We start from the raw sequence: 21,909 nt of genomic DNA, 5'->3' as shown, positions 1-21,909 counted from the left end.
CGGGTCGTGGTCCGGGTCAGTCGGCGTCCGGCCGGACGAACGACCGGAGGGCGGCCAGGGTCAGGGCGGCGAGCCGCTCGATGCTCGCCCGTTCGTTGAGGTTGCTGCTGTACTTCAGGTGCAGGCTGAGCTCACCGTCGGCGAACCGCGCGAACACCTGGAGCCGGTGCATGCGTTGCAGCTTCGGCATCGGCCAGGAGTCGTCCATGGCCGGCCCGAGCAGTGGCGACTCCTCCGGCTCGTGGGCGAACTCGCCCCAGTTGTTGAGCAGGATGTCCGGCTTGCCGAGTGGAGCGAGCGCGTCCGCCACCTCCGGATGCCCGCCGAGGTAGCGCAGCAGGCCGAAGGCGAGGCCGCGCCGGGGCACCGCCTCGATCTGCTCGCGGACCGACTCCAGCAGCGCCCGCGGGCCGGGCTTCTCGGGTCGGCGGACGAGCCGGGGTGAGGTCATCGAGAACCGGCCGATGGCACGGGACAGGTCGAGGTCCTGACCGCCCATCTCCCGACCCCGGGCGACGAGGTCGACCAGGATCGACGACTGACCGGACCAGTCGGTGAAGCCCTGGAGGGTGGCGGCCAGCAGCGCGTCGTTGACGCTCAGGCCGTACTCCTGCGGCACCAGCCGGCGCAGCGCGGCGGTCTCCTCCGCGTCGAGCCCGACCACGACCGTCTCCTCCGACGACATGCAGTCGTCTCCGTCGGGGTGGTCCAGCGGCCAGGTCGGGACGGGTTCCTTGGCCAGCGCCGTCCAGTACGCGATGTCCTCGGTCAGCTCCGTGCCACGGGCGAGCGCGTCCAGGTTGCGCGACCACTCGGCGAACGACGCCGTCGGCAGCGGCAGGCGCACCTCTTCGCCGGCCTCCACCGCCTGGTACGCGGTCTGGAGATCCGCCATCAGGACGTCCCAGGAGCTGTTGTCCATCAACTGGTGGTGGACGATCACCACGAGCAGATCGGGACGGTCGGCTCCGAAGCGGACCAGGGCGACCTGGAGCAGCGGCCCGTTCTCGATGTCGAGCTTGCGGTGCAGGGTGCGATCGAGGCGCTGGAAGGCGACCTCCTGGTCCGCCGGGTCGAGGGCGGACAGGTCCACGTTGGTGAACGGAGTGGGCTGGTACGGCTCGTTGACCCGGACCGACATCCGGCCCCCGGCCCGGGGGAAGCTGATCCGCAGCGAGTCGTGATGGGTGATCACCGCTGCGAGGGCCCGCTCCACCAGCGCCGGGTCGAGTGGCCGCAGCGCGTCGAACATGAAGATGTGTGTGTACTTGTGCGGGTCGGCGAAGTTCCGCTCGGCGAAGGCGACGTGCGACGCGACGAGCGGGACCACACCAGGGTCCGTACGCCGGCCTCCGTCACCACCGGCGGTCGTCGGCCCAGCGGCCACCGACGCGAGGCCGGCGACGGTGGGGTGCGCGATGAACTGCGCGGGGGTGATCACCACACCCGCCTTACGGGCCCGGTCCACCACCCGGATCACGTGCAGCGAGTCCCCACCCAGGGCGAAGAAGTTGTCCTCCGGACCCACCGACGGCACCCGCAGCACCTCCCGCCAGATCCCGGCGAGGACCTCCCGCGCCGTGTCGGCCGGTGTCTGCGCGGCGGTCGCGACCGAGGCGAGCGCGGCGACGGTCGGGTACGCGATGAACTGCGCGGGCGTGATGACCACACCCGCCTTACGGGCCCGGTCCACCACCCGGATCACGTGCAGCGAGTCCCCACCCAGGGCGAAGAAGTTGTCCTCCGGACCCACCGACGGCACCCGCAGCACCTCCCGCCAGATCCCGGTCAGGATCCCCTCCACCGGCCCACGCCGGGTCTCGGCGCTGGCGGTGGCGGCGGTGGCGGTGGCGGTGGCGGTGGCCGGAGCCGCAGTGGGGGTCGGCGCCGTCAACGCGGCCCGGTCGACCTTCCCGTTGGGCAGCCGGGGCAGGCGGTCGACGAGCGCCACCGTCGGCACCATGTAGTCCGGCAGCCGCTCCCGCAGCGCCGCACGTAGGTCGTCGGTGGAGAGCACGGCACCCGGCCGCAGCGCCACATGGGCCACCAGCCGCCGGTCGTCCGCACCGTCGTCGTCGCAGAGCACCACGCACTCGCCCACGCCGTCCAGAGCGGACAGCGCCGAGGCGACCTCGTCCGGCTCGACCCGGTGACCCCGGATCTTGACCTGGTCGCCGATCCGGCCCAGGAACTCCACGGTGCCGTCCGGCAGCAGCCGCCCCCGGTCACCGGTGCGGTAGAGCCGGCCGCCCGGCGCGCCCAGCGGATCGGGCACGAACCGCTCGGCGGTCGACGCGGCGTCCCCCAGGTAGCCCCGGGCCAGGCCCGCTCCCCCGACGACGATCTCGCCGGGCAGGCCGGTCGGCACCGGCCGCAGCCTCTCGTCGAGGACGTACAGCCGTGCGCCCGGGATCGGCCGACCGAGCGGCACCACCGCCTGGCGGCCCGCCCGGTCGATGCGGACCTCCGACACGGCGACGATGCCCGTCGTCTCGGTCTGGCCGTACATGTTGACCAGCCGGGGCGCCGTCCCGGGCGCGTTGCGGATGGCCTCGGGAAGTTCGTAGCGCAGCGGCTCGCTGGCGGTGAGCACCACGCGTGGCCGCCACCCGCCGGGCGAGGTGAGCGCCGGCAGCAGGACCCGCAGGTACGACGGCACCAGGTCCAGCACCTGCACGCCGTGCGCGGTGACGAAGGTGAGCAGCGCCAACGGGTCGGCCAGGTGCGCGCGCCCGGCGACGACCACGTGGCCGCCCAGCGTCAGCGGAACGGCGAACTGCCGCACCGACGACGAGAACGCGAACGACGCGGTGTGCAGGAACACCGGCTCCTCGGGCAGGGCCAGCGCGGCCGGCAGCCCGTCCAGGTACGCCGACAGCCCGCCGTGGGTCACCACCACACCCTTGGGGAGCCCCTTGGTGCCGGAGGTGTAGACCACGTAGGCGGGGTGCTCCGGTCGCAGCGCCGGTGTCGGCCGGGGGCCCACCGGGGCCGGCAGGTCCTCGATCGTCACCACCTCGCCCGCGCCCCGGGGCGTACGACCCGCCAGGTCGCGCGTGGTGAGCGTCATCGTCGGCCGGGCGTCCGCCACGATCGCGGCCAACCGCTGCGCGGGGTACGCGGGGTCCAGCGGCACGTACGCGGCACCCGTCTCCAGGACCGCCAACGCCGCCACGACGACGTCGACGCCACGGTCGAGGTGCAGGGCGATCGCGGTTTCCGGGCCCGCGCCGCGTTCGGCGAGCACCCGGGCCAGGTCGCCGCTGCGGCGGTGCAGGTCGCCGTAGGAGAGAGTCGTCTCGCCGCTGGTGACCGCCGGAGCGTCGGGTCGGCGTCGCGCCTGCTCGGCCACCCGGGCGGTGAGCGTGCGGTGCACGGCCCCCACCGGCAGCGCCGGACCGTGCGCGAGCGCGTCGAGACGCTCCCGCTCGCCCGGCAGGAGCGGATCCACGTCGAAGACGCGCTGGTCGGGGTCACCGACCAACCGGTCCATCAACACCCCGAGGCGGCTCATCATCGCCTCGACGGTGCCCGCGTCGAACAGGTCGGTGCTGTACTCGGCGTGCCCCTCGATGCCGCCCTCGGTCTCCCACAGGTCGATCAGCAGGTCGAAGCGGGCGGTGCACTGCTCGTTGTCGATCGACGTGAGGGTGAGGCCGGGGCCCGGGTCGGGCAGGCCGCCCGGGGCGTTCTGCAACGCGAAGCGCACCTGGAACAGCGGCGAGTGGCTGAGGCTGCGGGTGGGCGCGACCGCGTCGACGACCATCTCGAAGGGGACGTCCTGGTGGGCGTACGCGCCGTGCGCCGTGCTGCGGACCCGCCGCAGCACCTCGCGGAAGGTGGGGTCGCCGGAGAGGTCGACCCGCAGCGCCAGGGTGTTGGCGAAGAACCCGACGAGCTTCTCCAAGTCGGTGCTGGTGCGGTTGGCGACAGGCGTGCCGACGGTGATGTCCCGTTGGCCACTGAGCTGGGCCATGAGCACGTCGAAGCCGGCCAGCAACGCCATGAACAGGGAGACCTTCTCCCGCCGGGCCAGGTCGGCCACCGCCCGGGACCGCTCCGCCGACCAGCTGACGTCGTGGCGCGCTCCGCGGAAGGTCTGCACCGCCGGTCGCGGCCGGTCGGTCGGCAGGTCCAGCGTGGGTACGCCGTCGAGCTGCCGCTTCCACCAGTCGAGCTGGTCGTCCAGCTCGGCGCCGGTCAACCAGGACCGCTGCCAGAAGGTGTAGTCCACATAGGTGTGGGTCAGCTCCGGCAACGACGACGGCTGCCCCTGGGCGATCTCCCGGTAGAGCGTCACCAGGTCGTCCAGCACGATGTTCAGGGACCAGCCGTCGGAGACGGTGTGGTGCAGCGTCAGCAGCAGCACGTGCGAGTCGGGGCGTACCCGCACCAGGGTGCCGCGCAGCAGCGGCCCGGCGGCCAGGTCGAACGGAGTGCGTCCCTCGGCGTCGAAGAGGGCGGCCAGTCGGCCCTCCGGGTCGGCGTCACCCCGCACGTCCACCTCGGCGTACGCCACGGCGTCGACGGGCAGGAACTCCTGCACCGGTTCGCCGTCCACAGAGGGGAACCGGGTGCGCAGGCCCTCGTGGCGGGTCCACAGCGCGCCGAAGGCCGCCCGCAGCGCGTCGGCGCGCAGGTCACCGTCGAAGCGCAGCGCGAGGGGCACGTTGTAGAACGCGCTGTCCTCGGCGAGCCGGTTGAGGAAGTACAGGCGTCCCTGCGCGTGTGACAACGGCACCGGGCCGGTCCTCGCGACGGAGACGAGACCGGGCCGGGGGGCCCGCCCGCCGAGGGCCTCGATCCGGGCCCCCAGGTCGGCCAGCGAGGTGGACTCCAGGAACACCGCCAGCGGCAGCTCGATGTCGAGCTTCTTGCGCAGCCGGGCCATGGCCCGGACCGCCAGCAGGGAGTGTCCACCCAGATCGAGGAAGTTCGCGTCCCGCCCGATCGACTCGATCGGCCGCCCCAGCACGTCGGCCCAGACCTCGGCGATGGCCTCCTCCAGCCGGCTCTGCGGAGCGACCAGGGTGGGCGCGGGCTCGGCTGCCGCGGGCGCGGGCAGGGCCGCCCGGTCCACCTTGCCGTTGGCGGCCAACGGCAGCGCGTCGAGCGTGACGACGACCTCCGGCACCATGTAGTCCGGCAACTCCGCGCGCAGCGCGTCACGTGGGTCGTCGGCCACGGAATCCCCGGCCGCTGTGACGTACGCGACCAGCCGCTCCTCACCGGGCCGGTCGGTGCGCAGCAGGACCACCGCCTCGCGGACCTGCGGCAGCCGGGTCAGGGTGGTCTCGATCTCCGCCAACTCGACCCGGTACCCCCGGATCTTCACCTGGGTGTCGACCCGGCCCAGGCAGTCCAGCTCGCCGTCGGGTCGCACCCGGACGAGGTCGCCGGTGCGGTACATGCGCTCCCCCGGCGTCGGGGCGAACGGGTCGGGCAGGAAGCGCCCGGCGGTCAGATCCGGACGACCGTGGTAGCCACGGGCCACACCGGCACCGGCGACGTACAGCTCACCGACAGTGCCGGGCGGCACCGGCAGCAGGTTGCCGTCCAGCACGTAGAGCCGCGTGTTGGCGATCGGACGACCGATCGGCACCACACCGGACAGGTCGGTGCCGTCGTGCACCTCGTGCACGCAGCAGCCGACGACGGTCTCGGTGGGCCCGTACTCGTTGACGATCCGCAGGCCCGGAGCCCGCCGCCGCCAGGCGGCGGCGGTGGCGCCGTGCAGCGACTCGCCACCGACGATCAGATAGCCGTCCGCAGCGATGGTCCGGCTCGGAACGGCCCGGTCCAGCGCCTCCAGGTGGGCCGGGGTGAGCTTGACCAGCCCGAGGTCCAGGTCGCTGCCGAGCAGCTCGGTGAGGGTCTCCAGCTCGGTGCCGTCGGCGACGAGCAGCACCGGGCGCCCGGCCAGCAGCGGACAGAACAGCGTCGTCACCGACAGGTCGAACCGCAACGGCGAGACCAGGGGCACGCCCCCGCCCTCGGCCACCCGGTACGCCCGCAGGCTCCACGTTAGGTAGTTGGTCAGGCCGCGGTGGGTCACCACCACACCCTTGGGTCGCCCCGTCGAGCCCGAGGTGTAGATCACGTAGCAGGCGCTGTCCGGGTGCGGACGCGGCAGCGGCGGCAGGTCGGTGGTGGCGTCCTCGTCGCCGTCGGGCAGCAGCACCGGCACGTCGATGTCCGGCAGGTCCGCGACCCGGCCCGCGCTGGTGACGACCACCCGCACCTCGGCGTCGGTGAGCATGAACCGCACCCGCTCGGCGGGCTCACCCACGTCCAGCGGCACGTACGCGCCGCCGGCCCGGAGGGTGGCCAGCACGGCCGTGACGAGGTCGACACCCCGGTCCAGGAAGAGGCCGACGCGGGTCTCCGGACCCACCCCGTGCCGACGCAGCCGCGCGGCGAGGGCGTCGGCCCGGCGGTCCAACTCCGCGAACGTGACAGTCAGGTCGCCGACCAGCAGCGCGGGCGCGTCAGGGGTACGGGCGGCCTGCCGAGCGAACAGCTCGTGCGCGCGCACGTCACCGAGGAGCGGGTCCTCGGTGCGGTTGCCGTCCACGACCGCCGCCCGGGTCTCCTCGGCGGACAGGAGGCGGGCCAACCCGACCGGCGCGTCCGGCGTGGCGGTCAGACCGACCAGCAGAACCCCCAGGTGAGCGGCCATCCGCGCCACGGTGCGCTCGTCGAGGATGTCGGTCGCGTACTCGGCCACCCCCCGCAGCCGGCCGTCAGCGTCCGGCCACACCTCGACCGTCAGGTCGTGCTTGCTGATCGGCAGGTGGTGTTCGACGGCGGTGACCCGCAACCCCGCCGCCTCGGCCTCCAACGCCTGGTCCTCGACCAGGGCGAACATCACCTGCGCGAGGGGCGTGTGGCCGAGGTCGCGCTCCGGGTCGACCGCCTCCACCACCGTGTCGAAGGGCACCTCGCCGTGCGCCATGCCCTGCTGCACGAGGTCGCGGACCCGTCCCACCAGGGCCCGGAAGGTGGGCGCGCCGGAGGTGTCGACCCGCACGACGATCGAGTTGACGAAGGAGCCGACCATCGTCTCCAGCTCGACCCGGGGGCGGTTCGCCACCGGGGTCACCACCGAGACCTCGTCCTGGGCCGCGTACCGCGACATCAGCGCGGCGAACCCGGCGAGCAGCACCATGAACGGGGTGGCCCGCTCCTCCTGGGCCAGGCGGGTCACCGCCGGCCACAGGCCATCGGGCAGGGCGAAGCGGTGCCGCTCGCCCCGGAAGGACTGCACGGGCGGGCGGGGACGGTCCAACGGCAGGTCGATCACGGGTACCGCGCCGGCCAGTGCGCGCTTCCAGTAGTCGAGACCCTCGGCCAGCTCGGTGGCACGGTCGGGGCGGCTCTCCCAGGCGGCGTAGTCCGCGTACTGGACGGTGAGGGGCGCGAGCGTGGGAGCCCGGTCCTCTGCTCCGGCGCGGTACAGCTCCAGCAGCTCATCGATGAGCAGGCTGACCGACCAGCCGTCGCAGATGCTGTGGTGCAGGGTCAGCACCAGCACGTGCACGGTGGGCGTCTGCCGGAACAGCGCGGCGCGAGCCAGCGGCCCGTCGGAGAGCGAGAACGGACGACTCGCCTCGTCGCGGACGGCGGCCAGCACCGCCGCGTCGTCGACGGGCAGTGGGCGCGGGGTGAGGTCCACCTCGATGTCGGACAGGATGCGCTGCACCGGGTCGCCCTCGTCCGCCGCGAACACGGTCCGCAGCGCCTCGTGCCGGTCGACGAGGGCGCGCACCGCGTCGGTGAGCACGTCGAGCCGGAGCGCACCGGTCAGGCGTAGGGCGGTCGGCACGTTGAACATCGCCGAGCCGGGGACAAGCTGGTCCATGAACCACAGCCGGCGCTGTGCCGGGGAGACGGGCAGGTCGCCACCGCGCGGCACCCGGGCGAGCGCCTCGACCGGCCGGGGGCGCCGACCGCCGAGACGCTTCTCGAACAGGGCCCGCTTCGAGGGCGACATCGAGTCGAGGCGTGACCGGCCGGGCGCGAGCGCCGCGCCGGGTGGCGCGGGACGGCTGGCACTCGCGTCGGTGGTCATCAGGCCACCTCCCGAGCGACGCTCTCCAGGTGCGTCACGAGGCTGCGGGGCCGCATGTCCGTCCATGCCGTCGTGACGTGGTCCAGGCAGGACGCGCGGTCGGCGGGCCCGTGGGCCACCGTCCACCCGGCCGGCAGGCTGAGCGACTCGGGCCACAGCGAGTGCTGCCCCTCGTCGTTCACCACCACGAAGAAGCGTCCGTCGGGGTTGTCGAGAATGTTCACGTCTTCCTCACTCTGCGCCTGGTCCCAGGACCCGACGAGGAAGCGCTGAACCGGCACGGCGGCCAGGCAGGGACCGGTGCGGTCGACCTGCCGGCGTCGCAGTCGGGACGCGCGTCCCCAGATCGGGCGTCGTCAACTGTCGTTTGCGGAGACTTTTGCTATGCGTCGCTCAGAGGACGTGCGGGGTTTCACCGCCGCGTGTCTCGCTATCGGATTCCACCACGGCCATGGCCGGCCACCTGCACGTTAATCGGCTATCCGACCCGAGACCGAGGGCCCTTTTCGGACGCATACCAGTCGATGTCAAGCAGATTGCGGCAAGCCACGCTGAGCCCACGTCGCGCTCCCCCCCGAAGTTGCGACCCAACAGCGTTCATGAATGTAAACGCAAGCGAGGCACAGAAAACCACCAGACACGGAGCGTGTCAAGACCCTTGCCTGCCGCTGATCTCCACCATCCCAACCGGGACGTATTTATGACAAATGCTCCAGAGGTGGGTGGTCGACCGAGCACTCCGGCGGGTCCGCCCGCGCTCTGTCCAACGGGCCTGCGGGCGGACGGGCGAGACGACCGGAATCGGTCGTAAATTCGTTGCCAGCAAGGCGTCTGTGCACTACAGAGGCACCTTCGGCAACTCTCTGCGGCGTGCTGACCGATCAACGACGCCGCCGCCCGCCCGCCCTGCACGAGGCGCGTCGGACGAATCACCTACCCAAGCAGGGAGAGGCATTCATCGCGGAAATTGTGGTCACGATCCGACACGGAGACGCGTTTCACACGACAGGCGGAAAGAACGACCGATCATCCATTGGTCGAGCATCCGAATGGTTGGACGGCAGTCAATGTAATGGTTGTTAACGTGCGCAACGCGCGGCACCACAGAGAGCCCACTGTCGCCGGATCACCGCCCCCGCCAAGCCCTCGACCATCCAGGCCGACAAGCCGACGCTCCGGCCGCCGGACGATTGTGTTCGATTGCCCGACAGGATCAGGCCGGGACGACGCGGCGAGCGCCGGATTCCTTTGTCGCACAGGCGCGCCACCACGCGTACGTGGCCCGGGGGCAGGCGCCCGGCGCACCCGAGGGCACCTCCGACGCCGGGCACCCAGCCGGCCGTCGACACCCGAATCCGGGCGGACGCGTAAACAAGCCCATCGACGGCAATCAGTGTGCGTGCGCGCCGAATCAGGCCCGGCGCGGCGCTGCTCGGCCTTTACCCGAGCGCCGGGATGTCGTACGCCGGCACCCGCGACCGCCGGCACCGGACGCTTGTGCAACGGCGTCCGGAAACACCTCGGTCAGTCCTGCAATAGCTGCCGGGCCATCACGATCCGCTGCACCTGGTTGGTGCCCTCGTAGATCTGCGTGATCTTGGCGTCCCGCATCATCCGCTCGACCGGGTAGTCCCGGGTGTAGCCGTAGCCACCCAGCAACTGCACCGCGTCGGTGGTGATCTCCATGGCCGCGTCGGAGGCGAAGCACTTGGCCGCCGCCCCGAAGTAGGTGAGATCCGCGTCGCCCCGCTCCGACCTGCCGGCAGCCGCGTAGGTGAGCTGCCGGGCCGCCTCGAGCTTCATGCCCATGTCGGCCAGCATGAACTGGATCCCCTGGAACTCGGCGACCGCCTTGCCGAACTGGCGACGTTCAGCCACGTACCCCTTCGCGTAGTCGAGCGCGCCCTGCGCGATCCCGACGGCCTGCGCGGCGATGGTGACCCGGGTGTGGTCCAGGGTCTTCATCGCGGTCGCGAAGCCGGTGCCCTCCGCGCCGATCATCCGGTCGGCCGGGATCCGCACGTTGTCGAGGTAGACCTCGCGGGTGGGCGAGCCCTTGATGCCGAGCTTCTTCTCCGGCGCGCCGAAGCTCACCCCGGCGTCGGACTTCTCGACCACGAAGGCCGAGATACCCCGGGACCGGGCGGACGGGTCGGTGACGGCGAATACGGTGTAGAACTCGGACACCCCGGCGTTGGTGATCCAACGCTTGACCCCGTTCAGCACCCAGTGATCCCCGTCACGTACCGCCCTGGTGGTCATGGACGCCGCGTCGCTGCCCGCCTCGGGCTCGGAGAGGCAGTACGAGAACATCGCCTCACCGGCCGCGACCGGCGTCAGGTAGCGGGTCTTGAGGTCGGCGGAACCGGACAACAGGAGCGGCATGGTGCCGAGTTTGTTCACCGCCGGGATCAGCGAGGAGGACGCGCAGGCGCGGGCCACCTCCTCGATCACGATGGCGGTGGCCAGCGCGTCCGCGCCCGCGCCGCCGTACTCCTCGGGGATGTGCGGTGCGTGGAAGTCGGCCGCGCGCAGCGCGTCGTAGGACGCCTTGGGGAACTCCCCCGTCTCGTCGGCCTCCGCGGCGTGCGGAGCCACCTTCGCGACGCAGACATCGCGCACGGCCTCCCGGATCGCCTCGTGCTCCTCGGGCAACCGGTAGACGTCGAACGACTCCCCTGCGGCCATCTCGGCCCTCCCCTTCACCACTATCATGCGCAGTCTGTGACGACTCCTGACCGCCGACCGCGCAGACTGAAGACTAGCGACTGCAGTTCAGGTGATGTTACCGGCGCGTAGGTATGGGCAGGACGGCGCACCTAACGCGCTCAGCGATGATGGAGATTGAGACAGTGAGCCACCCTCCGGTGCCCCGCCCAGGCGCCGCAGCAGAATGCGACGCGACGACGCGGCGCCAGCGCGAGCGGAGAAGACAGGCGTGACGATCCCCTACCCCACCATCCAGCCGACCCCCGCCATCGCCGCGGTGACCCCGCCCTCGGGCGCACCCCGGCCGAGGGTGACGTTCCTAGGGACTGGTTACCTCGGTGCGACATACGCCATCTGCTACGCCGAACTGGGCTACGAGGTTCTCGGTTTCGACGTCGACGCCGACAAGATCGCGATGCTGAACGCCGGTCAGGTGCCGATCCACGAGCCCGGCCTGGACGAGCTGCTCCGGCGCAACCTCGCCGCCGGCCGCCTCCGGTTCAGCACCGACATCGCCGAGACCGCCGAGTTCGGTGACGTGCACTTCATCTGCGTCGGCACCCCGCAGCGGGCCGACGGCATGGGCGCCGACCTGTCGTACGTCGAGGCGTCGGTCACCAGCCTCGCGCAGCACCTGACCCGCAAGGCGTTGATCGTCGGCAAGTCCACCGTGCCGGTCGGCACCGCCGAGTGGGTCGAGCAGCTCGTCGGCAAGCACACCCCGAACGACCTGGACGTCGAGGTGGCGTGGAGCCCCGAGTTCCTCCAGGAGGGCTTCGCCGTCGACGACGTCCTGCGGCCCAACCGGATCGTGGTCGGCGTCAAGAGCGAGTGGGCCAACGGCATGCTCTACGCCGCGCACAAGGGCGTGTTCGACCTGGCCGCCACGGAGGACCGCGAGGTGCCCCTGGTGGTGACCGACTTCTCCACGGCCGAGCTGGTCAAGGTCGCCGCGAACGCCTTCCTGGCCACCAAGATCTCCTTCATCAACGCGATGGCCGAGGTCTGCGAGGCCTCCGGCGGCGACGTCACCCAGCTGGCCCGCGCGATCGGCTACGACCCGCGCATCGGCAACCGGTTCCTCCAGGCCGGCCTCGGCTTCGGAGGCGCCTGCCTGCCCAAGGACATCCGGGCCTTCCAGGCCCGCGCCCAGGAGCTGGGCGCCGGCGAGGCGCTGCGCTTCCTCCACGAGGTCGACCTGATCAACCTGCGCCGGCGTACGCGGGTGCTCCAGCTCGCCGCTGACCTGCTCGGCCGCCGCTCCGGCCCGGCCGGCCCGGACTTCTCCGGCACCCGGATCGCCGTACTCGGCGCCACCTTCAAACCCAACACCGACGACGTCCGCGACGCCCCGGCGCTCGCCGTCGCCGCGCTGCTGCACAAGGCCGGCGCCGAGGTGCACGTGTACGACCCCCAGGGCACCGAGAACGCCCGCCGCGCGGTCCCCGAGTTGACGTACGAGAGCAGCATCAACGACGCGGTCAACGAGGCCGACCTGGTCTGCGTCCTCACCGAGTGGGCCGACTTCCGCAACGCCGACCCGGTCGCCCTCGGCGAGTTGGTCAACGGTCGCAAGGTCGTCGACGGCCGCAACTGCCTCGACCCGGCGCTCTGGGCCCAGGCGGGCTGGGAGTACCGGGGCATGGGTCGCCCCTGACCAACCGACGCACCACCGGCCGGCCATCGCGCATCTCGATGGCCGGCCGGTGTCGTTGTTTGCCCCGGACCCGCCGACAAGAGTCGAAATCCGCGCCAGCTTTGGGCATGCTGCGACAGTGGGAGTCCACAGTGCGGGTGGAGGGGTGTCGTGGCGACCTTTCAATGCTCCTCGTGCGGCCGGGAGATCAAGCCGGCCGTTCGCTGCCCGCACTGTGGGGCAGATCAACCACAGTGGGTCGAGCACCTGGCCGACATCGAGCGTTCGATCGCGGAGATGAAGGCGCGCGACGCCGCCATCGCCCGCGAGCAGCGGCAGATCGCCGCCAAGATGCAGGCCGCGCTCTTCCAGCGGGACATCCTCGCCCACGCCAGCGAGGAGCGGCTCAAGCAGGCCACCCGGCCACGCCGGGTGCTGCGCCGCCGTCCCGGCCGGCGGCCACCGACTGCCACCATGGGAGCGCCGCCCCGGGTGCCCCGCCAGGGCACTCCGCCCGCCCCGGAGGACCCGCCGCCGCCCCCGCCCCGGGCCGCCTGGTTGGACGTGGACGACCCGGAGCACCCGCCGGAGGCGTCCTCGCGCGAGGTGCAGAACATCCCGCTGGGGTTGGGCGCGCTGCTGCTCGGCGTGGCCGCCGTGGTCTTCGCCGCGGTGGCCACCAGCTCGATGGACGCGCTGGCCCGGCTCGGCATCCTGCTCCTGGCCACCGTGCTGATGCTGCTCGCCCCGCCGGCACTGGCCCGACGCGGGCTCACCTCGACCGCCGAGACCATCGCCGCCGTCGGCCTGCTGCTGGTGCCGCTCGCCGGCAACGCCCTCTGGGCGGTGGACCGGATCGGCGTCGGCGGCGGCTCCGGCACGGTCTTCGCCGGGGTGATCTTCGCGGTCACCGCCGCCGTCGCATTCGGGTACGCCGGTTGGACCGGTCTGCGCGCGCCCCGCTTCGCCACCGTGCTCGCCGCCCAGCCGGTGCTGCCGTTGCTGGCGTACGACCGGATCACCGGTCCGGGTGGCTGGGCGCTGGTGCTGGCCCTGGTCGCCCTCGTCAACCTCGGCCTGGCCCGCTCCGGCGTGACCGTCGAACGCCAGGCCCGGCAGGACCCGCCCACGCCGGGGACGCCGTCCGCGCCCCGTCAGCGGGACGCCGAGAGCCGGCCGGAGGGCGACCCGGAGGAGGCCGCCGAGCTGATCGACGTCAGTGGCGGCGCGACCGACCCGCAGCCGACCCGGCCGGTGCCCGGCCTGCGTGAGCTGACCTGGTTGCTGCACGCCCTGGCGGTCGCCGTCTCGCTGGCGTACGCGGTCACCGCCCTGCTGCGGGCACAGACCGTGCCGACCGCTACCGGCAGCGGCGTGGTGCTGCTGCTGGCCGCCGTGATCGGGCTGGCCGGCGCGTTGATGCTGCGTCGCCCGCCGCTGCCGGACGTCGCGGCCGGCATCGTCACCCTGGCGGTGATCGGCTCGCTCAGCCGGATCGCCTCGGTGGCGCTCCCCGGCCGGGCGCTGCTGCTGATCGCGGCGGTCATCACGGTGACCGGGCTGGCGGTGCGCGCGGTCCCGGAGGCGGCCCGACGTGGCCCACAGCTGGCCTCCGCGGTGGCGCTGACCGTCAGTGGACTGGTGGTCGCCGGCGGTGCGCTACGCGCCGGGGTGGCACCGGTCCGGGCGGCACTGCCCGCCTGGAACCCCGACCTCAGCCGGTACCCGGGCGAGCTGGCCGCCGCGGTCGGGCCGACGACCTGGCAACTCGCGGGTGCCGCGTTCCTGCTCACCATCGCGGCGGTGCTGGCCCTGCCCACCGAGATCCGCCGGGAGTTCGCGGTCGCCGGCGCGGCGCTGACCGCGCTCGCCGTTCCGGCCTCGTTCGGTCTCGGCTGGGCGACGGCACCCTGGCCAATGGTGATCACCGCGATCGGCATCGGGGTCATCGGGCTCTCCGCCCGCACCGACCGGGCCGCCGTGGCGCACGCCATCGGAGCGGCCGTGGTCGGCCTGTTCGGCGCGGGTGCCAGCCTGGCCAGCCCCACCCTCACCGCCGCCGTCCTGATCACCCTGTTCGTGGCCGGCACGCTGGTCACGCTGGCACCCCGGATCCGGATCGCCTCGGCCGCCTCCGAGACGGTCACCGCCTGGGCCGCCGGTGGCGCCGCGTTCGCGCTGCCCGGGGCGGTGGCGGCGTTCGTGGCCGCGACCATGCCGAGCGACCCCCTCCTCACCCCGGCGAGCCTGCGCGAGGTGACCGTCCCGATCCTGGCGGCCAGCTTCCTGGCGGTCTGCGTGACCCTGGGCTACGCGGCGGTCGTGCAGGTCTCCCAGCGCCACATTCCCGTTCCGCTGTCGGTCGGCACCGGGCTGGGCGCGCTGATGGTCACCGCCGCCGCCTTCGGGGCGCCCGGCGCGACCGTCGCCGACGCCTGGGTGGGCGCGCTCCTGCTGGTCGCGGCGGTGCTGCTCTTCCTGGCCCCTTCCATCGACGCCGGCCGTCGCGCCGACCTCACCCTCGACGGCTCGGACCTGGCCGCCGCCGCGGTCACCACCGCCCTGATCGCCACGCTGGTACGGATCGGAGCGGTGCTCGCCCCGGGCGGGCAGCTGGCGGTGGCCGCCGCCCTGCTCCTGGTGGTCGCCGTGGCCGCCCGCAGCATGCCGGAGGAGTGGCGACGCGGCCCCATCCTCGGCCTCACCGTCGGCGGCGTCCTGATCGGCGTCCTCGCCGGCTGGACGGCGGTACGCGGCGGGCTCGGCGTGCTGGCCACCCCCGGCCCGATCTGGAGGGGCGACCTGAGCGGCTGGCCGGCCGCCCCCGTCGGCGGCGCCACCTGGCAGGCGCCGGTCGCGCTGGCCCTGCTGGCCCTCGCCGCCGGCATCCTGCTCCCGCCGCCGTGGCGCTGGGACGTGTCCGGTGCGGCGGTGGTGCTCGCCACGATCGGCGCACCGGCCGCATTCGATCTGGCCTGGTGGTCACCGGTCCTGGTCGGCGGAATGGTCGCCACCGTGTTCGGCATGGCCGCGGTGGCCACGGAGGAGGCGCGCGCCGGGCTGTCCCGGGCCACGGTGGCCGGGGTCGTCGCGCTGCACGCCGCCGGAGCCGGACTGGTCCGCCCGTGGACCACGGCCCTGGCGCTGGGCAGCATCGCGCTGATCGGCGTGGTGGTGGCCACGCTGGCCCGCGTCCTCGCCGGCCCACAGGTCGCCGACATCGACACCGAGGGGATGCCCCCGCACCTGGCGCAGATCGGTGGCGCGGCGATCGGTGCCGCCCTGCTGGCCCTCCCGGGTGCGGTGGCGGCACTGTCCGCCGAGTTCGACCACTCGGCGGAGGTGGTGCTGACCGCCGCGCTGGCCGCGACCAGCCTCGGGCTGGCTGCCGTGGCAGCGGTCCGCCGACTGGTGCCGCAGTATCTGCCCTGGGTCAGCGTGGCGGTCGTCGGCGGGGCCACCATCAGCGCCCTCGCCGCCATCCCCACCGGCCTCGCCGCCGGCGTCTACGCGGCCGCCGCCGCCCTGCTCGGCGTATTGGCCGAGCTGATCCGCGCGGCCACCGTGCCGCCCACCGGCGCGGCCCAGCCGGTCCGGCGCTGGGCGGTACGACTCGACGGGGCCCTGCGGCGGCTGCCGGACGACGCGGAACGACGGCGGTGGCGGGTCAACCCGGCCGCGGGTGCGTTGGCCGTGGCGGCGCTGCCGACTGCCCTGGCCCTCGCCTCGATCGCGCCCGCGCTGGTCACCGCCCTGGTCGAGCCGCACCGCACACTGACCCGGATCTGGCAGGGCCCGCCGCCGGAGCTGCTCACTCCACCACCGGACGTGGTCAACCCGACCCACGTGCTGACGGCGTTGCTGCTCACCGCGACCGCCGCGCTGGCCGCCACCGGGTTCAGCGGCGGACGGCGTTCCCGGGCCGTGCCGGTGGTGCTGCCCGGAGCGGCCGTCACGCTGCTGATCGCACCCATCGCGCTGGGCCAGGGCTGGCCCGCCAGCACCGTCGCCGCGCTGTCCGTCTTCACCATCGCGATGCTCGGTCTCGCGCTGACCCCACCGCCGGCGCTGGTCGAGCGGGCCCGCTCGCTGCGGCTGGCCCGGGTGCTGGTGTTCGCCATCGGTCTGGCCGGTGGCAGCGCCGGTCTCGCCGGCAGCCTGGCCGACCGGCAGATGACCCTGTTCACCCTCGGCAGCGCGGTCGCGGTGGGCGCGGTGGCGGCGCTGTTCGGCACCACCCAGCGGGCGCGCATCCTCGGCTGGCTCTTCGCCTCACTCATGGCGCAGCTCTTCGTGCTCACCGTCGGCCTGGTCGCCGGGCTGGCGGCGGTCTGGTCGGCGTTCGGGGTGCTCGCCGTCGGCGCGGTCCTACAGGTGCTCGCCGCGACCCTGCCCCGGCTGCGCCGCCCCGAGGCGCAGCGAGAGGCCTCCACCGTGGAGTGGACCGGGTACGCTGCCGCGCTGATCGCGTTGGCCCTCGCCTTCGACTCGCCCCGCCACATCGCCGCCCTGCTGGCCGCCTGGGGCGCCGTCCTCGGGGTGGCGGCGACCCGACCCGGTCGTCGGCCGGTGGAACGCCGGATCCTGTTCTGGGCGGTGGTGGTCTGTGAGATCACCGCGTGGTGGATCCTGATGCGAGTCGCCGACGTGGCGTTGCCAGAGGCGTACACCCTGCCGTTCGCCGTGCTGGCTCTCCTCGTCGGAGTCCTGGAGCTGCGTCACCGGCCCGACATGAGCAGTTGGGTGGCGTACGGCCCTGCGCTGGTAGCGGCCTTCGTACCGACACTGGCGATCGTTCTGGCCACCGAATCCAGCACGGTCCGGCAGATGCTCCTGCTGCTCGGCGCGGTCGCGGTGCTGATCTTCGGCTCGTCCAGTCGGCAGCAGGCCCCGGTGATCGTCGGCGCGTCGGTCACCGCGATCACGGCCATCCACGCCCTGTTCAGCCTGGGCCCGTGGTTGGCGCTGATCCCGGTGGGCATCCTGCTGCTGGTGCTCGGCGCCAGCAACGAGCGCCGCCGCCGCGCCCAGGAACGCCTACAGACCGCCCTGCGCGGCATGAGATAAACCCGAAGGGTCACCGCAGGGCGAGTAACGAGCAGACGCGCCCCAGTCCGCCCGCCGCCCCCGCTGTCGCTCCGCCCCCACTCGCGCCCCACCCGAGCCCGCCCCCACTCGCGCCCCACCCTGCCCCCACTCGCGCCCCAGCCCGCTCCCACTCGGGTCGATCATGGAGTTGTGGTGGGGGACAAAGTCCGCGAATGCCCTCGCTCCGGGCACCACAAGTCCATGATCGACCCCGTCAAGGTCGGGTTCGCGGGCTGGGCGGGGCTGGGGCAGGGCTGGGGCGCGGTGGCTCGGTTGTCCTCGCGCGATCTTGCACTTTCTGTTGCGACATAAGGCGTGGAAGCCGCAGAACGGCAACCGAAAGTGCAAGATCGCGGGGCGGGGCTCGCGGGGCGGGGCTCGCGGGGCGGGGCTCGCGGGGCGGGGCGGGGGCTCGCGGGGGCGGGGCGGGCTGGTTAGGGGAGGGTTGCTTGGAGGGCGGCTTCCTTTGTTGCCACCAGCTTCTCCAGGTCCTGCTGGTAGGTCGCCATCCTGGCGCGCAGGTCCTCGTCGGCGGCACCCAGGATCCGTACGGCGAGCAGACCGGCGTTGCGGGCGTTGCCGATCGACACGGTGGCGACCGGGATCCCGGCCGGCATCTGCACGATGGACAGCAGCGAGTCCATGCCGTCGAGGTGCTTCAGCGGCACCGGCACGCCGATCACCGGCAGCGGCGTCACCGAGGCCACCATGCCGGGCAGCGCGGCGGCACCCCCGGCCCCCGCGATGATCACCTTGAGGCCCCGGTCGGCAGCGTCGCGCCCGTACTCGATCATCGCGACCGGAGTCCGGTGCGCCGAGATCACCCGGACCTCGTACGCCACGCCGAAGTCGTCCAACACCTCGGCCGCGGCCCGCATTGTCGGCCAGTCCGAGTCGCTACCCATGATCAAGCCAACCGTGCTCACTGCGGCCCTCTCCTCGTTCCCGAAACCGTGCTTCACCCGACACCAAGGCTCAGCCGAGACCATGGCTCACCCGACACCAAGGCTCACCCGACACCATGGCTCAGCCGAGGCCAAGGCTCACTTGAAACCGTGGCTCACTCGTGGCCCTCGCGCAGCCAGCGCGCGGCCCTTGCGGCCCGCGCCCGCAGGTCGTCCAGGTCGTCACCGAGCACGGTGACGTGCCCGATCTTGCGGCCGGGCCGCACCTGCTTGCCGTACAGGTGCACCTTGGCACCCGGCTCGGCGGCGAAGAGGTGGTGCAACCGCTCGTCGATCGACATCCCGCCCGGCTCGCCGCCGAGCACGTTGGCCGACACCACCACCGGGGCGGTCAGCGCGGTGTCGCCCATCGGGTAGTCCAGCACGGCCCGCAGGTGCTGCTCGAACTGCGAGGTCCGGGCACCCTCGATGGTCCAGTGCCCGGAGTTGTGCGGTCGCATCGCCAGCTCGTTGACCACGATCGCGGACCGTCCGGCGTCGTCGCGTACCTCGAACAACTCCACCGCCAGCAGCCCGATCACACCGAGCGCGGTGGCCAGGTCGATGGCGAGCTGCTGAGCGGAGACCGCCAGCTCCTCGTCCAGGCCGGGCGCCGGAGCGAGGACCTCCACGTTGATGCCGTCGCGCTGCACGGTCTCGACCACCGGGTACGCGGCCACCTGACCGAACGGCGAACGGGCCACCTGGACGGCCAGCTCCCGCCGCAGCGGCACCCGCTCCTCGACGATCAGCCGGGTGCCGCCGGCGAGCAGCGTGGTCGCCAACTCGGTGGCCTGGTCGGCGTCGTCGACCATCCAGACGCCCCGGCCGTCGTACCCACCGCGAGCCGCCTTGAGCACCACCGGCCAGCCGACCTGCTCGCCGAAGCCGACGAGGTCGGCGGGCTCCGCGACCGGCCGCCAGGCCGGGTTGGGCGCACCCAGCTCGGTCAGGCGTTCCCGCATGACCTGCTTGTCCTGGGCGTGCAGCAGTGCGTCCGCCGGCGGGTAGAGGGGCACCCCTTCCGCCGCCAGTGTGCGGATGTGCTCGGTGGGCACGTGCTCGTGGTCGAAGGTGACGACGTCGCAGCCCTTGGCGAAGGTGCGCAGCGCGGCCAGATCGGTGTGGTCGCCGTACTGGACGTCGGCGGCGACCAGCGCCGCACCATCGTCAGGGGCGGTGGCGAGCACACGCAGTGACTGGCCGAGGGCGATCGCGGCCTGGTGGGTCATTCGGGCCAACTGGCCGCCACCCACCATGCCGACAACTGGCAGACCGGTACGGGAATCCATAGCGCGGCCAGCCTATCCGGGCCGCCGACGGGCCCATCGGGAGGGCCGGCGACCCGCCTCGCGAGCGCTGGCGGGACGACCAGGCGGGCGGGGCGGGTGACTACCGGGCGTGGCCGTGCGCTCAGCTCAGCTCGGCTACCAGCTCCTCGACCGAGGTGACCGGCCGCTGGCAGACGAAACCCCGGCAGACGTACGCCGCGGAACCCCCCTCGACCAGCGGACGGTCGGCGAGCAGCGGCACACCCGGCTGGTCCGGACGCCCGGCGACGACCACCGCCCCGGGCGGCGCGTGCCGGCGGGCGGCGGCCACCAGGGGGTCGCCGGCCGGGTCGTCGGTGACCACGGCGATCTCGTACGGCCCGGAGAGCAACGCCTCGCCGACGGCCGCCGCGTACCCGGTGAACCGGGGGTGCTTACCGACGATCGGCGCGACTGTGCCGAGGGCCGCTTCGGCGGCCTCCCGGTAGCGCGTCTCTCCGGTCAGCGCCGAGTACGCCACCAGCCCGGCGATCAACGCCGACCGGCCGGACGGGGTGGCGTTGTCGGTCGGGTCGGCCGGGCGGGCGACCAGCCGCTCCGCGTCGTCGGCGGTGTCGTAGAAGGCGCCACCGGGCGCGGCGAAGTGCGCCAGGGCGGTGTCCAGCAGTTCACCGGCCAGGGTCAGCCAGCGGCCCTCGCCGGTGAGTTGGTGCAGCGCGCAGAACGCCTCGGCGACACAGCCGTAGTCCTCCAGGACGCCGGCCGGCTCGCCGACCCTGCCGTCGCGGGAGACCCGGCGCAGCCGGCCGTCCACCAGGTGCACGGTGGCCAGGTGCTCGGCGGCCTGACGCATCGCCCCGTCGGCGACGATGCTGACGCCGTCCATCAGGTTGGCGTCCTCATCCTGCGGGGACGCGTACCCAGCGGCGACCTGCTGGAACTCGGCGATGGCGGTGATCGCCAGGCCGTTCCAGGCGGCCACCACCTTGTCGTCGAGGGCCGGCTGGGGGCGGGTGTCCCGGGCGGCGAGGAGTCGCCCGACCACCTGCTGCCAGCGGGCGCGCACCTCGGGCGCGGCGTCGTCCACGTCCCGGGCGAGCCGCAGCACGCTCATGCCCTTCTCGAAGGTGCCGTCGTCGGTGACGGTGAACAGGTCGGCGGCGAACCGGCCGTCCTCCTCGCCCAACGCCTCCACGAGCTGCGTGGGCGTCCAGGCGTAGGTGAGCCCCTCGACGCCGTCGGTGTCGGCGTCCAGTGCGGACGCGAACCCCTGCCCGGGCCGGTGCAGCTCGTCGGCGAGGAACCGGGCGGTGTCCCGAGCCACCCGGCGGGCCAGCGGGTCACCGGTGAGTCGCCACAGCTGGGTGTAGAGCCGCAGCAGCAGCGCGTTGTCGTAGAGCATCTTCTCGAAGTGCGGCACCGTCCAGTGCGCGTCCACCGAGTACCTGGCGAAGCCGCCCGCGAGCTGGTCGTAGATGCCGCCCCGGGCCATCGCCTCGGCCGTGTGCCGGGTGATCTCCAGGCTGCCCGGGTCACCGGTGCGCTGGTGGTGGCGCAGCAGGAAGAGCAGGTTCATGTGCGGCGGAAACTTCGGGGCGCCACCGAACCCGCCGTTCGTGGCGTCGTACTCGCTGGCCAGCTTCGCGGCCGCGGCGTCGAGCAGCGGGGCGTCCAGCGGCGCGGTGGGGCCGCCCACGGCCTGCGCGCCGCCGATCGCCTCGACCACGGCGGCGCCCTGGCCCAGCACCGCCTCGCGCTGCTCCCGCCAGGCGGTGGCGACCGACTGGAGCAACTGGACGAAGTTGGGTCGCGGGAAGTAGGTGCCGCAGAAGAACGGGGTGCCGTCCGGGGTGGCGAAGACGGTCATCGGCCAACCGCCCTGGCCGGTCATCGCCTGGGTGGCGGTCATGTAGATCGCGTCCACGTCCGGACGTTCCTCGCGATCCACCTTGATCGACACGAAGTTGTCGTTCATCAGGGCACCGACCTGCTCGTTCTCGAACGACTCGTGCGCCATGACGTGACACCAGTGGCAGGCCGCGTAGCCCACCGAGATGAGCACCGGAACGTCACGCCGCTTCGCCTCGGCGAACGCCTCGTCCGACCAGGGCCACCAGTCGACCGGGTTGTCGGCGTGCTGGAGCAGGTACGGACTGGTGGCCTCGGCGAGTCGGTTCACCTGACGACCAT

8 protein-coding genes are annotated in these 21,909 nt (G+C 72.9%); 2 read left to right on the top strand and 6 right to left on the bottom strand.

Annotation, left to right across the window (positions count from 1 at the left end; genetic code table 11):
* Positions 1-16: 16 nt before the first annotated feature.
* The 3 genes from AB0877_RS19345 to AB0877_RS19335 form a co-directional block, all read right to left on the bottom strand.
* Positions 17-8,071 (bottom strand): amino acid adenylation domain-containing protein, encoded by an 8,055-nt coding sequence (locus AB0877_RS19345; RefSeq protein WP_366610363.1) that lies wholly within the window; start codon positions 8,069-8,071, stop codon positions 17-19.
* The gene (locus tag AB0877_RS19340) at positions 8,071-8,352 is read right to left on the bottom strand and encodes an MbtH family NRPS accessory protein (protein WP_366610362.1); all 282 of its coding nucleotides are present in this window, start codon (positions 8,350-8,352) and stop codon (positions 8,071-8,073) included. Before AB0877_RS19340 ends, AB0877_RS19345 begins: the two co-directional genes overlap by 1 nt.
* A gap of 1,243 nt (positions 8,353-9,595) precedes the next feature.
* A complete protein-coding gene (locus AB0877_RS19335) occupies positions 9,596-10,759 on the bottom strand; it encodes an acyl-CoA dehydrogenase family protein (protein ID WP_366610360.1) in 1,164 nt (387 codons plus the stop codon).
* 250 nt (positions 10,760-11,009) lie between these two features.
* Between AB0877_RS19335 and AB0877_RS19330 the strand changes: the two genes are divergently transcribed.
* A complete protein-coding gene (locus tag AB0877_RS19330; RefSeq protein WP_366610359.1) occupies positions 11,010-12,437 on the top strand; it encodes a UDP-glucose/GDP-mannose dehydrogenase family protein in 1,428 nt (475 codons plus the stop codon).
* A 150-nt stretch (positions 12,438-12,587) separates the two neighbouring features.
* On the top strand, positions 12,588-17,483 hold the full coding sequence (locus AB0877_RS19325; protein WP_366610357.1) for a permease: 4,896 nt from the start codon (positions 12,588-12,590) through the stop codon (positions 17,481-17,483).
* A gap of 455 nt (positions 17,484-17,938) precedes the next feature.
* Here AB0877_RS19325 and purE read toward each other — a convergent pair whose 3' ends face one another.
* The 3 genes from purE to AB0877_RS19310 form a co-directional block, all read right to left on the bottom strand.
* Entirely contained in the window at positions 17,939-18,430 is a 492-nt protein-coding gene (gene purE, locus AB0877_RS19320; protein WP_366610356.1) for a 5-(carboxyamino)imidazole ribonucleotide mutase, read from the bottom strand.
* 134 nt (positions 18,431-18,564) lie between these two features.
* Complete coding sequence (locus tag AB0877_RS19315) at positions 18,565-19,740, bottom strand: 5-(carboxyamino)imidazole ribonucleotide synthase (protein WP_366610354.1); 1,176 nt, start codon at positions 19,738-19,740, stop codon at positions 18,565-18,567.
* Positions 19,741-19,861: 121 nt separating this feature from the next.
* Positions 19,862-21,898 (bottom strand): thioredoxin domain-containing protein, encoded by a 2,037-nt coding sequence (locus AB0877_RS19310; protein ID WP_366610352.1) that lies wholly within the window; start codon positions 21,896-21,898, stop codon positions 19,862-19,864.
* Between the last annotated feature and the right edge of the window lie 11 nt (positions 21,899-21,909).

It is taken from the genome of Micromonospora sp. NPDC047644 (assembly GCF_040704315.1).
In the GTDB taxonomy this organism is placed as follows: Bacteria; Actinomycetota; Actinomycetes; order Mycobacteriales; family Micromonosporaceae; genus Micromonospora.
Note: the sequence above shows the minus strand (reverse complement) of the source record. Positions and strands in the feature narration are given on the sequence as shown.

Coding starts and splice junctions, on each gene's coding strand:
- AB0877_RS19345 (WP_366610363.1), bottom strand. CDS start 8,071: ATGACCACCGACGCGAGTGCCAGCCGTCCCGCGCCACCCGGCGCGGCG.
- AB0877_RS19335 (WP_366610360.1), bottom strand. CDS start 10,759: ATGGCCGCAGGGGAGTCGTTCGACGTCTACCGGTTGCCCGAGGAGCAC.
- AB0877_RS19315 (WP_366610354.1), bottom strand. CDS start 19,740: ATGGATTCCCGTACCGGTCTGCCAGTTGTCGGCATGGTGGGTGGCGGC.